The sequence below is a fragment of the Methylobacterium marchantiae genome (assembly GCF_042679825.1).
Taxonomy (GTDB): domain Bacteria; phylum Pseudomonadota; class Alphaproteobacteria; order Rhizobiales; family Beijerinckiaceae; genus Methylobacterium; species Methylobacterium marchantiae.
Window position 1 is genome coordinate 45,357 of sequence record NZ_JBHTND010000004.1, and the last position, 13,814, is coordinate 59,170.

Here is a 13,814-nt window from a genome sequence, read left to right on the forward strand (position 1 = left end):
TGCTCGCGATCTGGACGATGGCGTCGCCCGTAGTCGCTGCCCTTGTCGGGCGTTTCCTCCCTAGACGTCGGGCCGTCTCCGGTGCCTTTATTCTGCCACAACCACGGCCGTGTCAACGGGCTGCTTCGGTTCGCAAGCTCCTGATGCTGCTTATTTTGTAGGCTTCCTTCCGGCGCCGACTATCAGTTGCCTGGCATACCTTAGAAACGTGTGGTCAAGGCGTTGAGCCAGTCGGGCGACGCCGCTACGAGAGCCGTTTCGAGACGCTTGTCGGACCCCGTCAGAATCACGAGGCCGGTGACGACGAGGAGGATTCCCAACGCGGCCTTGAGCCCTTTGCCCGCCTGCATCATCCGGGTTCGCCACGCCATCAGCACTTGGCGCGACAGCATCCCGAGGATCAGCAAGGGCAAGGCGGCTCCAAGGCCGAAGACCAGCATGGTCAGGGAGACCTGAGCGAGATCCTTGCCCTGCGCGGCAAGCAGCGAGGCGGCACCGAGCGTCGGTCCGACGCAGGGACTCCAGACCGCGCCGAGCAGGAGGCCGACCGCGAACTGGCCGGCAAGGCCTGTCGTGGCAAGTCCGCCGAAGCGCCGCTCCGTCCAGTCGCTTACCGGTCCTCCGGCAGCGGCGAGGCGGAGTTGGAGGTCAGGAAGGATCAGGACGATTCCGACGGCGACGAGCATGATCGCCGCGACCGGTCGAAAGACCTCCCCATCGAGACCGAGCCCAAATCCGATCGTCGCCACGAACAGGCCGAGCGTGACGAAGGAAAAGGCGAGCCCCGCCGCCAGAGCGGCCGGTCCGTATCGGTGTTCGGACGCCGCGGCGCCGAGCACGATCGGAAGGAGTGGCAATACGCAAGGGGAGAGGATGGTGAGCAGGCCGGCGAGGAAGGCGAGGCCGAGCGTGATGATCATGGTATCGAAGGCCGCTTGATCTCAAAATCTGCGCTACAGCGCCTTCTCGACCAGCGACTCGATCCACTCTCCCTGCGTCTCGCCGACGGAGCGGCCCACCTCCTCGCCCCCCTTGAAGACGATGAGCGTGCTCTGCATGCGCGCGCCGAACCGGCGCATCAGGGCCTTCTGAGTATCGAAATCGATCTCGTAGATAGCGAGATTCTTGAAACGCGTCTGTTCGGACAGCGCCTTCAGGATGGGTCGCTGGGTCTTGCAGATCGGGCACCAAGGGGCCGTCACCTCCACGATGATCGGCCGGCCGGCGGCTTGGGCGGCAGCGAAGCCTGCTTCATCGAACGGCTCCGCGGCCGACGCGGTGCTGGGGATGCTGGAGGCGAAGAAGCCCATCAGGAGAAAGAGTGCACGACGGCTGATCATTGCGGTGTCTCGTTCGGTGGGGAGTGCGGGTCGGAGCCGGCTGCGATCCTGCAGGCCGGCTCGCCTCTCCCGTCGCTATCGCTGGGCCTCGCCGGCAGGCTTGGCGGCCCAGGCAGCATCCACCTTGAGAATCGTGGTGTCGTGCCTGTCCTGCCAGCCCTCGACACCGTCGGCAAACCAATGGACACGGGAATAGCCATTCTGCACGAGCCGCTTGGCGGCGTTCCAGCTACCCCAGCATTCGGGGTGGCAGAAGGTCACCACCGGCTTCGATTTGTCGCCGCCGGTGAGATACGCGACGCGGGAGAGAAACTGTGCCTCCCGCGCCGGGTCCATTGGTGCCGCCCCCGCCCCGGGCATCCAGACGCTGCCCGGGATCGAACGATGGGCCGGCAGCCAGGGTCTGTCGGTGGGGAAGCCCGCCGGCTTCTGGTCGGCCAGAGCCACGTCGATCATCACCGGTTTCTCGGCGGCGAGCGAGTCGAGGGCGTCGATGTCGACAACGGTCGCGCCCTTGAGGGTCTTGGGCGTGTAGCCCTTCGGTGCCCCGGTCCAGAACCCCTCTGGCTCCGGCACGTTGACCGGCGAATCGGCAGGGCCCGCCGCGTGGACGGGAGGAACTGAGCCGGACAGGGCGAAGAGAGTGAGGGCCGCGGCTGAGACAATGCGGATCATGGGGGAAATCCCTTCTCAGTTGCTCGGGCTCGGCGTGTTGAAGCTATGTTCCCAATGACCCTGTTGGTTGTCCATGGCGACGACCTTGATCGGGCCCTTAGAATCAGGGGCGAGGCCGAAGTTGATCACCGGGTTCGAGGCGATGGAGATGTCGCCGTTCATCGAGAAGACGAGCTTCCCATTGGCGGAGACGTCGAGCTTGTTGATGTAGCGGGCCGGGGTATAGTCGCGCGTGACTTGGTTCATCTGCATCCCGCTGAAGTTCGGGTGGCGGATCATCAGCGTCGCTTCCATCGGCTTGCCGGCGCCCCCTTCCGCAAACTTCATCTTCATGTCCCCGGCGCCCTTCAGTGCTTCTTCGTCGCTCATGCCCATGGGCGCCGAGCAGCCGCCCGATGCCTTCACGAACTTCACCGCCTCGTAGAGCTTTCCATCCTTGGTCTCGGCCACGGCGTGGACGTTGGTGTAGTTGTTGATCCGCACGCGGAGCTTGACCTCGCTCGGGTCGGCAGCGGGGCCGAAGGTGATGTGGGCCGCGTAAGGCGACGGGTTGTCGTCGATGATGAGATGGATGGCGGCGATCCTGTCCTTCTCCGGCATCGTCAGCGTGATCGGAACGAGAGCGGCGTCGAGAGCGCGCGGCGGAGCGTCGACCTTGATCAGCGCGTCCGTCGGCTCGAGTTTGCGGTCACCGAAGATCGACTTGGAAATCTCCTGCCAGCGTTCGAGCCGCTCGGCATCGGTGTCGCTCGCACCGGCGGCGAAGGCGGGCCACCCCGCCAGCACGGCGGCGGACAGGCACAGCGCAGCGGTGAAGGATCGCTTGGTCGCGGACATTCCGATCGGTGTGAAGGTCGTCATGGCGTTTCTCCTCTTCGTGATGATGTGGCGCGCGCTCATTCCCACTCAAGCTCCTTGTAGGCCTGAGTGACGTTGCGGCCGTTATAGGTGTCGAACAGGACCCATTTCTCTCGCTCGGCCTGACCGATGCTGTCGATCGCCCTGTCGATGGGCTGATCGGCGGCGATCGCCTTGCGGGTCTCGTCGCGCAACGTCGTGAGGTAGCGCGTCAGGTCGGCGAAGGCGGGCGCAGCGTCGACGAGGGTCGGCCCGTGGCCCGGTACGGCCTTCGACGCTCCCGTTCCCTTCAGCGTCTCCACCTCTTTCAGCCAGCCGAGAAGGCTGCCGTCGAGGGACGGGATTCGGGTGACGAAGAGGAGATCGGCCGGAAACAGGATTCCCGTCCGCGCGTCGATCATGGAGAGGTCGCAATTGGTATGGGCAGTCCCGTGCGCGGTGAAGCGCAGGGCGCGCCCGCCGAGATCGACCTCCGCAGTCTCGGCCACGTCCATCGTCGGATAGACCACAGAGCCGGCCCTGTCGGCGCCGAGGATATCGACAAGGCGTGTCCGGTAGAAATCTCCACGCGAATCGAGGGCCGAGCGCAGGGCGTGGTGGCCGATGAAAACCGGCTTGTCCTGCACGAACGCTTCCGCGCCGAAGCAATGGTCGGGATGGACGTGGGTGAGCACCACGTGGCTGATCGGCTTGTCCGTGCGCTTCCTGATCTCCGAGCGGAGCCATAGCCCGTCGGAGAGGCTTCCACCGGTCTCCGTTACGAGCACCGACGTGTCGCCGACGACGAAGCCGATATTGGCGATGGCGTCATCGTTCTCGGGCGTCGCCTCGGCGTCGAGCCCGCGCCGCATGAAGATGCCCGTTCCGACCTCGTCCATGGTGAACAGCCCGGCCGCGCGGCCGAGTGTGGGCAGGCAGCAAAGACAAAGGCCGCCGAAGAGCGCGGACCGGCGCGTGGTCAGGCTCCGCATCGAATACGCCGTCATGGCATATCCTGCAACGGCTGGCCGACGGCGAGAGCCGACATGCAATATCCTCCCATTTTTATGGCTACCATCTAGCAGGTAGATTTTCGCTGGCGTCAACGGTACACAAGACGTGGACCGTCGCGGATGCATCACGCCTTCGTGGCCGCAACCCATTCGGTGAGGCGAAAAGTCGACGGACGATGAGAGATACCAGAGCAGAACTGCTGGCCCAGGCCGAGGTCCTGGTGCGTGGTCGGGGCTATTCCGGTTTCAGCTACGGCGACCTCGCCGAGGCGGTGAACATCCGCAAGGCGAGCATCCACCACCATTTCCGGACGAAGACCGACCTCGCCGTCGCATTGGTGCGGGCCTACGATGCCCGCTACGACGAGGCTCTTGGCTCTATCCTCTCCCTGCAATCCGACGCGGTCGCGCGGGTCGAGGCCTATGGTCGGTATTACCTTGCAGGTGTCGAGGACGGGCTCGGTTGCCTCTGCGCGGTGCTCGCCATCGAGATGGACACCCTGCCGGACGTCCTGCGCGCAGACATCGCGCAGTTTTTCGACAAGCACATCGCGTGGCTGGAGCGTGTCCTCGCCGACGGATGTGCCGACGGGAGCCTGCGCCCCGGTCTCGACCCCGCTGCTACGGCCCGGATGGTGGTGGCGACCTTGGAGGGCGCGCTCCTGCTGGAGCGGCTCCTCGCCGGATCGGCCGGCTTCCGCTCCACCCTCGCGACCCTCTGCGATAGCCTCAAACCCCCTCGGACGGGATCACGGAACGCCCTTTCATCGGGGAGGGATGATACAATATAACAGCCATCACACATCCGACGCGGGGGAACCCCTGCGAACCCGAAGAGCCTTGCATGTCCGACAGCCCGTCCCCCGCCTCCTCGAAGATCCCCGTGACCGTGCTCACCGGCTATCTCGGAGCCGGAAAGACCACGCTCCTCAACCGCATCCTCACCGAGAACCACGGCAAGCGCTACGCCGTCATCGTCAACGAGTTCGGCGAGATCGGCATCGACAACGACCTCGTCATTGGCGCCGACGAGGAAGTGTTCGAGATGAACAACGGCTGCGTCTGCTGCACCGTGCGCGGTGACCTCATCCGCATCATGGACGGCCTCGTGAAGCGGCGCGGCAAGTTCGACGCGATCATCGTCGAGACCACCGGCCTCGCCGACCCGGCGCCAGTGGCCCAGACCTTCTTCATCGACGAGGATGTGGGCAGCGCCGCCCGCCTCGACGCGGTGGTGACGGTGGCCGACGCGAAATGGCTGGCCGACCGCCTGAAGGACGCGCCCGAGGCCAAGAATCAGATCGCCTTTGCCGACGTGATCCTGCTCAACAAGGCGGACCTCGTGGAGCCCGCGGATCTCGACCGCGTCGAGGGCCTGATCCGCTCGATCAACCCCTATGCCAAGGTCCACCGCACTAGCCGCTGCGACGTCCCCCTCGATCAGGTGCTCGACCGCAACGCGTTCGATCTCTCGCGCATCCTCGATATCGAGCCCGACTTTCTTGAAGAGGGCCATCACCATCACCACGACGACGAGATGCAGTCGGTCTCGGCCCGGATCGACGGCCCGGTGGATCCGGAGAAGTTCATGCCCTGGATCTCGACCCTGACTCAGGTCCAGGGACCGGACATCCTGCGCTGCAAGGGCATCGTCGCCTTCCCCGATGAGCCCCAGCGCTTCGTCTTCCAGGGCGTCCACCAGATCCTCGACGGCGATCTCCAGGGGCCGTGGAAGGAGGACGAGAGCCGCGTCTCCCGCGTTGTCTTCATCGGCCGCAAGCTCGATCCGGAGGCGATCCGCGAAGGGTTTTATGATTGCAAGGCGGCCTGACGAGGCCGGGCGGGAGGGCTGGATGCGTCCGGAATCGAACTGATCGGGCGCGCGCGCATTGTCCGCCAGTCCCCCTCTTTCCGAATGTTCCGATGACTCTGCGCTTCGCCACCTTCCTCGCGCTGATGGTCGCCGTTCCCTTGGGAAGCGTCGCGCTCTCCACGCCGGGGGAGGCGAAATACGCGATGGATCGCGAGAAGCGGTTCGGCGGCATGTGCAAGCCGCCTCTCAAATTCGCCGCCGGGGCCTGCGTTCGGCGCTGCCCGGCGGGGTATCGCGACACGGGTCGGGGTTACTGCCGTTTCAAGAACATGAACCGCTGAGACGCGGCCGCCCTATTCCTTAGGCGGCCTTGACCGAATCGACGAGGTCGCGGCGGGATGCGGGGATGTCCCCTCGACTGGAAACCGCCATGATCTCGCGTCTCGCCCTGCTCCTTGCTGCCTGTCTGACCTTCGGTGGAGAGGCGATGGCCGGCCCGGCTCAGGATTACGAGTTCCGGCCGCGGAGCGTCCGCAATGCTTGCCACCCGCCGTTGAAATTCGCGGCCGGCGCCTGCGTCCGCCGCTGCCCCGCCGGCTACCGGGACAACGGCCCCACCTGCGGGTTCAAGTCGATGCGCCGCTGAGCCGGTTTCACGTCCTCAACCCTGCAGTGTTTCTAGCCCTAAGCAGGGCCGGAGGCGGAATGAGGTCAGGCGGCCTTCACCCCGGCCAGGAACGTCGACACTTCGTGGCCGAGGTTTTCAGAGTACCGCGACAACTCCTTTGCCGCGCCGAGCACCTGGGCTGCGGCCGCACCGGTCGAACTTGCGCCCATCCGCACGTTCGTGATGTTGCTCGTCACCTCCTGGGTGCCCTGCGCGGCCTCCTGCACGTTGCGGGCGATCTCGCGGGTGGCCGCACCCTGCTGCTCCATGGCGGCGGCGATGCCGTTGGAATAAGTCGACATGTCGGTGATGGACCTGCCGATGCGGGTGATGTCGGACACGACCTCGCCGGTCGCGCCCTGGATCTCGCTGATCTTGATCCGGATGTCCTCGGTGGCCCGGGCCGTTTGCCCGGCGAGTTCCTTGACCTCCGTGGCCACCACCGCGAAGCCGCGTCCCGCCTCGCCGGCGCGTGCCGCCTCGATGGTTGCGTTCAGGGCGAGGAGGTTGGTCTGGCCGGCGATGGTCGAGATCATGGCGACGACATCGGTGATACTGTCGGCGACCTCCGCCAACCGCTTCACGGTGGCCTCAGTCCGGCGGGTATCCGCCACGGCCTGTTGGGCCATGTCCGAGGATTGGGTCACCTGGGTCACGATCTCCTGGATCGACGTGGACATCTCCTCGCTGGCGGCGGCGACGGTTTGGACGTTAGCGGAGGTTTCTTCCGCCGCGCTCGCCACCGTGGAGGCCTGCTGGATCGACTGGTCGGCGGTCGCCGATAGGGACTGGGCGGTGGCCTCCATCTCTGTGGCGGCGCCCGCCAGCCCCTGGGTCAGAGTCGAGACATTGGTCTCGAACCGAGCGGTCAGGTCGCTGAGGGCGTCGGCCCTCCGCATCTTGGCCTGGTTCTCCGCTTCCTGCTCCATCGCCATCTGACGCGCGTCGATGGCGTTGCGCTTGAACACCTCAAGGGCGCGCGCGAGTAGGCCGATCTCGTCCTTACGGTCGGTGCCCTCGACTGTCACGTCGAGATCACCCGCGGCGAGGCGGCCCATGGATGCCGTCATGCCGTTCACCGGGCGGGAAATCCCCAAGACGACGATGGCGGCGGCGATCGCCATTGCCGACCCGAGACCGATCACGGCGGACACAATCATCAAGACCGAAGTGGACTCGGCGATCCGGTCCGCCTGATCGGCGCTCTCGTTCAGTTCCCTGTCGATCACTGCGATCCGCTCTGAGATCTGCTCGCGCAGCTTCGCACGCAGGGGCGCGGCCTCCTTCTGTGCGATGTCCGTTCCGGTCCCGGAGGTCGTTCTTCAGTCCGGCGGCCGTCGAGCGGGTCAGGACGGCGAAGTAGCCGTCCACGGCCGCTTGAAGGGCCGCGTTCCGCGCTGCCCGTTCTGGCGTATCCGCCAAATTCGCGAGGCTGGCCTGCGCGCCTTGCGCCGCTCTGATGGCCGCATCCTGCCTGACGATGTAGGTCTCTATTTTCTTGGCATCCTGTTCCAGCAGGATATTCCGATTCTGAACCGTCGCTTCGGTGACGCTGATCTGCAGAGTGAGGACATGGTTCTGTCGTGCGGCCTGGACCTTCGCGATCGCCCGCGTCTGATCGGCGATCCGGGTCATGGAATAGCGTGCATAGCCCACGAGTCCCGCAGAAATTGCTGCCGTCAAGACTAGTGGGATGATGATCTTGACCAAAAGACCGAGGTTGTTGAACGACTTCATCGAAGCGATAATCTAAATGGAAATGTATGATTAGATGCCGCCAAGTTGGCGTGATGGAATTTAATGTTGGATTAATAAGTGCAATTATGACCTGAATTTTCTATACTTATCCGATTTTTTACAATTTAGCGTATTTAATTACTTTTTTAGTGTTGAATTTGATCTTCGCAAAGAGATGGATAGCCGTATAAAAGTGTCACGGAGCTGGATTAAAATGTGCCGCCGTCGCGCCATCGACGATCTCTTGGACGCGCCGAGGCATTCGGCCCTCCTGACCTGCCGAATTGTCCCAACAGCGATGGTCGCCGATGGATGGTCCGGTCCTCAATGCGGGTGATCTTGCGAACAACGTGCCGGCACTGCCCCCGGCCGAACGGAGCGAATGCAAGGATTGGTTTACCATTCCCGCACAGGATCGAATCCGAGCCGGTCCGATGCTGCCGGCGGCTGTCGGCTGCTCTTTCCGGGCGCCGTAAGGCTCACGGAGAGCGAAGCCCCATGATGTCCCGCGCGGAACGCACGCCCCTGACCGACTGGTGGTGGACCGTCGATCGCGGCCTCCTCGCCGGGTTGACCGCGCTGATGGTGGCCGGCCTCGTCTTCCTGATGGGCGGCGGGCCGCCGGTGGCCGAGAAGATCGGCTTGCCGACCTTCCACTTCCTCAACCGTCAGGCGATGTATCTCGCCCCGACGATCCTCATCATCGTCGCGGTGTCGTTCCTGTCCCTGCGCCACATCCGCCGCGTGGCCCTCGCCACCTGGATCGTGGGCGTTACCCTCTGCATCCTCGCCGGCAAGTTCGGCCCCGAGATCAAGGGCGCGCATCGCTGGATCCAGTTCGGCCCCTTCGGCCTGCAGCCGTCGGAATTCGTCAAGCCCGCCTTCGTGGTCGTGGCCGCCTGGGCCTTCTCTGAGGGGGCGCAACGCCGCGACATGCCCGGCGGCCTGCTGGCGATCCTGCTCCTGCCCGTCACCATCGTGCCGCTGATCCTCCAGCCGGATTTCGGCCAGACCATGCTGATCACCATCGTCTGGTGCTCGCTGTTCTTCGTGGCCGGCCTGCACTGGTTCTGGGTCGCGGGCCTCGGCGCCGCCGGCCTCGTCGGCGTCGCCTTCGCCTACCAGTTCCTGCATCACGTGCGCGAGCGCATCACCCGCTTCCTCGACAAGGATTCCGGCGACAGCTTCCAGGAATACTGGGCACGTGAATCGTTCAATTCGGGCGGTTGGTTCGGCACCGGCCCGGGGGAGGGCGTCGCCAAGCGTCACCTGCCCGATGCGCACACCGACTTCATCTTTTCGGTGACCGGCGAGGAGTTCGGCGTCGTCGTCTGCCTCTGCCTCGTCTGCCTCTTCGCCTACATTGTCATGCGCGGCCTCAAGCTCGCACGGCGCACCGATGACACCTTCTCCCGCCTCGCCATCACCGGCCTCACCACCCTGTTCGGTCTGCAGGCCTGCATCAACATGGCCGTGAACGTGCGGCTGATGCCGGCGAAGGGCATGACCCTGCCCTTCGTCTCCTATGGCGGCTCGTCGCTGATCTCGCTGGCGCTCGGCATGGGCTTCCTCGTGGCGCTCACCCGCAAGCGGCCCCGCATGACGACGCTCAGCCAGAAGCCGCCCGGCACCGCACCCGCTACCGTCGCGGGAGTGATGCGGTGACGGTGGCCACGGCGACGATCCTGCTCTGCGCCGGCGGCACCGGCGGGCACCTCTTCCCCGCCGAGAGCCTCGCTCACGCTCTGCGGGAGCGAGGCGTCCGCGTGGTGCTCGCCACCGATGCGCGGGTCGATTCGATCGCGGCCGAGTTTCCGGCCTCCGAGATCGTCACCATCGCGTCCGCGACCCCATCCGGCCGCTCCATCGTAAAGCGTGCGGGCGCGCTCCTTACGCTAGGCCGCGGCTTCGGTGTGGCGGCGAAGGAGATCAAGCGGATCAACCCTGCCGCCATCGTCGGCTTCGGCGGCTATCCCACGGTGCCGCCGGTGCTCGCCGGTCAGATTCTGCGCGTGCCGACGATCCTGCACGAGCAGAATGCGGTGATGGGTCGCGCGAATGCCTTCCTCGCACGCGGCGCCCGCGCCATCGCCACCGGCTTTGAGGAAGTGCGCGGCATCCCCGCGAAGGCGACGGCGCAGCGCACCCATACCGGCAACCCTCTGCGCCCAGCCGTGCTCGCCGCGGCGCGGATTCCCTATCCGGGGTTAGGCGAGGTGGACGGCCTTCACCTCCTCGTCTTCGGCGGCAGCCAAGGCGCGGCGGTAATGGGGCAGGTGGTGCCCAAGGCCATCGCCCAATTGCCCGCCGACCTGCGCGCGCGCCTGACGCTGGTGCAGCAGGTGCGGGCCGAAGATCTCACCGCCGTCCAGAACCTCTATCTCTCGCTGGGTCTTGCCGGGCTCGAGACGGCACCGTTCTTCAAGGACCTGCCCGCCCGTATGGCGCGCAGCCATCTCGTCATCGGCCGCTCGGGCGCTTCCACCGTGTCGGAACTCGCCGCCATGGGCCGGCCGTCGATCCTGGTGCCGCTTCCGGGCGCCCTCGACCAGGATCAAGCAGCAAATGCCGCGACGCTTGCCGGCATCGGGGCGGCGCTCGCCATTCAGCAGAGCGTCTTTACGCCGGATCGCCTGACTGCCGAACTCCTCGACCTATTCACCAATCCGTCAAAATTGACCGCGGCGGCCGTAGCCGCCAAAAGCGCGGGCATTCACGACGCCGCCGAGCGGCTGGCCGATGTCGTCCTGGCGACGGCATCGCGCACCTGATTCCGATCGGGACCGCCCTGGCGCGATCCCCGACACGACGAGACTGGGTCACATCATGAAGCTGCCCGACAAGCTCGGTCCCATCCACTTCATCGGCATAGGCGGCATCGGCATGTCCGGCATCGCCGAGGTGATGTCGAACCTCGGCTACACGGTCCAGGGGTCGGACGCGAACGACAACGCCAACGTTCGGCGGCTGGCCGAGAAGGGCATGAAGACCTTCATCGGCCATGCCGCGCAGAACGTGGAGGAGGCCGCCCTCGTGGTGGTCTCCACCGCGATCCGGCGCGACAATCCCGAACTCGTCGCCGCGCGCGAGCGCCGCCTCCCGGTGGTGCGACGCGCCGAGATGCTGGCCGAGTTGATGCGCTTCAAGTCCTGCGTCGCCATCGCCGGCACCCACGGCAAGACAACCACCACCTCCCTCGTGGCGACGCTGCTCGACGCCGGCAACCTCGACCCCACCGTGATCAACGGCGGCATCATCAACGCCTACGGCACCAATGCCCGCATGGGCGAGGGCGAGTGGATGGTGGTGGAGGCCGACGAATCCGACGGCACCTTCCTGAAGCTTCCCGCCGATGTCGCCATCGTCACCAATATCGACCCCGAACACCTCGACCATTTCGGCTCGTTCGAGGCGGTGAAGGACGCGTTCCGGCGCTTCATCGACAACATCCCGTTCTACGGTTTCGCCGTCATGTGCATCGACCATCCGGTGGTGCAGGATCTCGTCGGCCATATCGAGGATCGCCGCATCATCACCTACGGCGAGAACCCCCAGGCCGATGTCCGGCTCATCGACGTGGACCTGCGCGGCGGCCAGAGCCGCTTCCGCGTGATGATCCGCGACCGGCGTCCCGGTTTCCGCATGGAGATGGAAGACCTCGTCCTGCCGATGCCCGGCAAGCACAATGCGCTGAACGCCACCGCCGCCCTGGCCGTCGCCCACGAGCTCGGCGTCGAGCCCGAGGCGATCCGCAAGGCGTTGGCCGGGTTCGGCGGCGTCAAGCGCCGCTTCACCAAGACCGGCGAATGGAACGGCGCGCTGATCTTCGACGATTACGGACACCATCCGGTGGAGATCAAGGCTGTGCTTAAGGCCGCCCGCGCCTCCACCGAAGGGAACGTCGTCGCTATCGTCCAGCCTCACCGCTACACCCGGCTCGCCTCGCTGTTCGACGATTTCTGCACCTGCTTCAACGATGCCGACACGGTTATCGTCGCCCCCGTCTACGCGGCGGGCGAGGCGCCCATCGAGGGCATGGATCGCGACGGTCTCGTCTCGGGTCTGAAATCCCGCGGCCACCGCGACGCTCTCGCCCTGGAGCGTACCGAAGACCTCGCCGGCCTCGTGGCGACGCGGGCAAAGCCGGGCGACTATGTCGTGTGTCTGGGCGCCGGCAACATTACGCAATGGGCCTACGCCCTGCCGGGCGAATTGGCGGCCTTGCAGGGGTGAGGGCGGGATGCGTTCGGCAGACGAGGAGCGCACCGGCTTCAGGCGGCCGCTCCGACACAATCAAACCGACGTCGAGGGGAGATTGTGGACCCGTCTGCGCAACGGGCGCCTCGCTGGCTTCAAGTTCGTCCGCCAGGAGGGGGTCGGCCCCTATGTCGCCGATTTCTGTCGCCGCGACGTCAAAGTGATCGTCGAACTCGACGGAAGCCATCATGCCGAGAGCGCGTATGATGCGGTCAGGGATACGTATCTCACGAGCCTCGGCTACCGCGTCCTGCGCTTTTGGAATTCCGACATCAACGACAACATCGTTGGTGTCCTGGACACCACCATCGCCGCGCTTCCCCCCTCTCCCCGCACGCGGGGAGAGGACGTCGGCCCCCTCGTCGGGGCCGGCGTGAGCCCGAAGGGCGGGGGTGAGGGGGCAATTCTGGAGGCGGCTTCCCAGGAATCGCCCCCTCACCCTCGGCTGCCGCTTCGCTGCGCCGACAACGAGGTTGGCACAGCCCTCTCCCCGCGTGCGTGGAGAGGAGGAGAATCTTCATGACCGCCTTTCCCGACATCATTCCCGCCATCCGTGCCGCCGCTCCCGCATTGCGCGGTCGGCTCATCGCCAATCAGCTGCTCTCAGATCTCACCTGGTTCCGCGTCGGCGGTCCGGCGCAGGTGCTGTTCACGCCGGCCGACGAGGAAGATCTGGCGCATCTCCTCGACGTGCTTGACCCGGACCTTCCGGTCACCGTGATCGGCCTAGGATCGAATTTGATCGTCCGCGACGGCGGCATTCCCGGCGTCACCATCCGGCTCGGCGGCAAGGCCTTCGGCTCCGTGGAAATCGATGGCGAGACCCTGCGGGCGGGGACCGCGGTGCCGGACATGCGCCTTGCCAAGACCGCCGCTGAAGCGTCCCTCGATGGGCTCGCGTTCCTCCGCGGCATACCCGGCTCCATCGGCGGCGCGCTGCGCATGAATGCCGGCGCCCATGGCGGAGAGACCACCGACGTGCTGGTGGAGGCGCGCGGCATTGACCGGTCGGGGACGCTTCGCGTCTTCACCCATGCGAAGATGGGGTTCACCTACCGCCACAGCGAGGCGCCCGAGGACGTGATCTTTACGAGCGCTCTGTTCCGTGGCCGCCCCGGCGACCGCCGCGAGATCGAGGCCGAGATGGACCGCGTCACCGCCGCGCGCGAGGCGGCGCAGCCGATCCGCGAGCGCACCGGCGGCTCGACCTTCAAGAACCCGCCGGGCGGCAAGGCTTGGCAGCTCGTCGACGCCGCCGGCTGCCGGGGTCTCACCCTGGGAGGGGCCCAGGTCTCCGAGATGCACTGCAACTTCCTGATCAATCGCGCCGATGCCAGCGCCTCCGACATCGAGGCGCTCGGCGAAGAGGTCCGCCGACGCGTCCGCGAGACGTCCGGCGTCGAGCTGCATTGGGAGATCAGGCGAATCGGTGTCCCGGCCTCGACGGGCGGCTAGGGGCGGCGCAACTCAGACGA

Annotated in this window: 16 protein-coding genes; 9 read left to right on the top strand and 7 right to left on the bottom strand. The window is 65.8% G+C overall.

The features are described from left to right. Positions 1 to 200: 200 nt before the first annotated feature. From ACFQ4G_RS04180 to ACFQ4G_RS04200, 5 genes are all read right to left on the bottom strand, one after another. Positions 201 to 920, bottom strand: coding sequence for a cytochrome c biogenesis CcdA family protein (locus tag ACFQ4G_RS04180; RefSeq protein ID WP_238204096.1), 720 nt, complete (start codon positions 918 to 920; stop codon positions 201 to 203). Positions 921 to 953: 33 nt separating this feature from the next. Further along, on the bottom strand, positions 954 to 1,340 hold the full coding sequence (locus ACFQ4G_RS04185) for a thioredoxin family protein (RefSeq protein ID WP_238204094.1): 387 nt from the start codon (positions 1,338 to 1,340) through the stop codon (positions 954 to 956). 75 nt (positions 1,341 to 1,415) lie between these two features. Continuing rightward, on the bottom strand, positions 1,416 to 2,012 hold the full coding sequence (locus ACFQ4G_RS04190; RefSeq protein WP_238204180.1) for a rhodanese-like domain-containing protein: 597 nt from the start codon (positions 2,010 to 2,012) through the stop codon (positions 1,416 to 1,418). A gap of 18 nt (positions 2,013 to 2,030) precedes the next feature. Beyond that, positions 2,031 to 2,876: a quinoprotein dehydrogenase-associated SoxYZ-like carrier gene (locus ACFQ4G_RS04195; RefSeq protein ID WP_238204092.1), complete on the bottom strand. Its 846-nt coding sequence runs from the start codon at positions 2,874 to 2,876 to the stop codon at positions 2,031 to 2,033. A 35-nt stretch (positions 2,877 to 2,911) separates the two neighbouring features. Then, the gene (locus ACFQ4G_RS04200; RefSeq protein WP_238204178.1) at positions 2,912 to 3,844 is read right to left on the bottom strand and encodes a quinoprotein relay system zinc metallohydrolase 2; all 933 of its coding nucleotides are present in this window, start codon (positions 3,842 to 3,844) and stop codon (positions 2,912 to 2,914) included. Positions 3,845 to 4,041: 197 nt separating this feature from the next. On the opposite strand from ACFQ4G_RS04200, the gene ACFQ4G_RS04205 reads away from it, so the two are divergent. The 4 genes from ACFQ4G_RS04205 to ACFQ4G_RS04220 all read left to right on the top strand — a co-directional run bounded on the left by ACFQ4G_RS04205 (position 4,042) and on the right by ACFQ4G_RS04220 (position 6,324). Further along, positions 4,042 to 4,656 (top strand): TetR/AcrR family transcriptional regulator, encoded by a 615-nt coding sequence (locus tag ACFQ4G_RS04205; RefSeq protein WP_238204090.1) that lies wholly within the window; start codon positions 4,042 to 4,044, stop codon positions 4,654 to 4,656. A 53-nt stretch (positions 4,657 to 4,709) separates the two neighbouring features. Beyond that, positions 4,710 to 5,696: a CobW family GTP-binding protein gene (locus tag ACFQ4G_RS04210; protein ID WP_238204088.1), complete on the top strand. Its 987-nt coding sequence runs from the start codon at positions 4,710 to 4,712 to the stop codon at positions 5,694 to 5,696. 92 nt (positions 5,697 to 5,788) lie between these two features. Then, positions 5,789 to 6,019, top strand: coding sequence for a hypothetical protein (locus ACFQ4G_RS04215; protein WP_238204086.1), 231 nt, complete (start codon positions 5,789 to 5,791; stop codon positions 6,017 to 6,019). Between the two features lie 89 nt (positions 6,020 to 6,108). Continuing rightward, complete coding sequence (locus tag ACFQ4G_RS04220) at positions 6,109 to 6,324, top strand: hypothetical protein (protein ID WP_238204084.1); 216 nt, start codon at positions 6,109 to 6,111, stop codon at positions 6,322 to 6,324. 65 nt (positions 6,325 to 6,389) lie between these two features. Here ACFQ4G_RS04220 and ACFQ4G_RS04225 read toward each other — a convergent pair whose 3' ends face one another. Continuing rightward, positions 6,390 to 7,415, bottom strand: coding sequence for a methyl-accepting chemotaxis protein (locus ACFQ4G_RS04225; RefSeq protein ID WP_238204082.1), 1,026 nt, complete (start codon positions 7,413 to 7,415; stop codon positions 6,390 to 6,392). Then, a complete protein-coding gene (locus ACFQ4G_RS04230; protein ID WP_238204079.1) occupies positions 7,381 to 8,082 on the bottom strand; it encodes a hypothetical protein in 702 nt (233 codons plus the stop codon). The genes ACFQ4G_RS04225 and ACFQ4G_RS04230 overlap by 35 nt, the downstream gene beginning before the upstream one ends. A gap of 498 nt (positions 8,083 to 8,580) precedes the next feature. On the opposite strand from ACFQ4G_RS04230, the gene ACFQ4G_RS04235 reads away from it, so the two are divergent. The 5 genes from ACFQ4G_RS04235 (at position 8,581) to murB (ending at position 13,794) form a co-directional block, all read left to right on the top strand. Next, positions 8,581 to 9,747 carry an FtsW/RodA/SpoVE family cell cycle protein gene (locus ACFQ4G_RS04235; protein WP_238204077.1) on the top strand — a complete coding sequence of 389 codons (1,167 nt, stop codon included), beginning with the start codon at positions 8,581 to 8,583 and terminating at the stop codon, positions 9,745 to 9,747. Then, the gene (locus tag ACFQ4G_RS04240) at positions 9,744 to 10,853 is read left to right on the top strand and encodes a UDP-N-acetylglucosamine--N-acetylmuramyl-(pentapeptide) pyrophosphoryl-undecaprenol N-acetylglucosamine transferase (protein ID WP_238204075.1); all 1,110 of its coding nucleotides are present in this window, start codon (positions 9,744 to 9,746) and stop codon (positions 10,851 to 10,853) included. The genes ACFQ4G_RS04235 and ACFQ4G_RS04240 overlap by 4 nt, the downstream gene beginning before the upstream one ends. 55 nt (positions 10,854 to 10,908) lie before the next feature. Further along, a complete protein-coding gene (gene murC / locus ACFQ4G_RS04245; protein ID WP_238204073.1) occupies positions 10,909 to 12,315 on the top strand; it encodes a UDP-N-acetylmuramate--L-alanine ligase in 1,407 nt (468 codons plus the stop codon). An 82-nt stretch (positions 12,316 to 12,397) separates the two neighbouring features. After that, entirely contained in the window at positions 12,398 to 12,862 is a 465-nt protein-coding gene (locus ACFQ4G_RS04250; protein ID WP_238204071.1) for an endonuclease domain-containing protein, read from the top strand. Further along, entirely contained in the window at positions 12,859 to 13,794 is a 936-nt protein-coding gene (gene murB / locus ACFQ4G_RS04255) for a UDP-N-acetylmuramate dehydrogenase (protein WP_238204069.1), read from the top strand. Before ACFQ4G_RS04250 ends, murB begins: the two co-directional genes overlap by 4 nt. Positions 13,795 to 13,814: the final 20 nt, after the last annotated feature.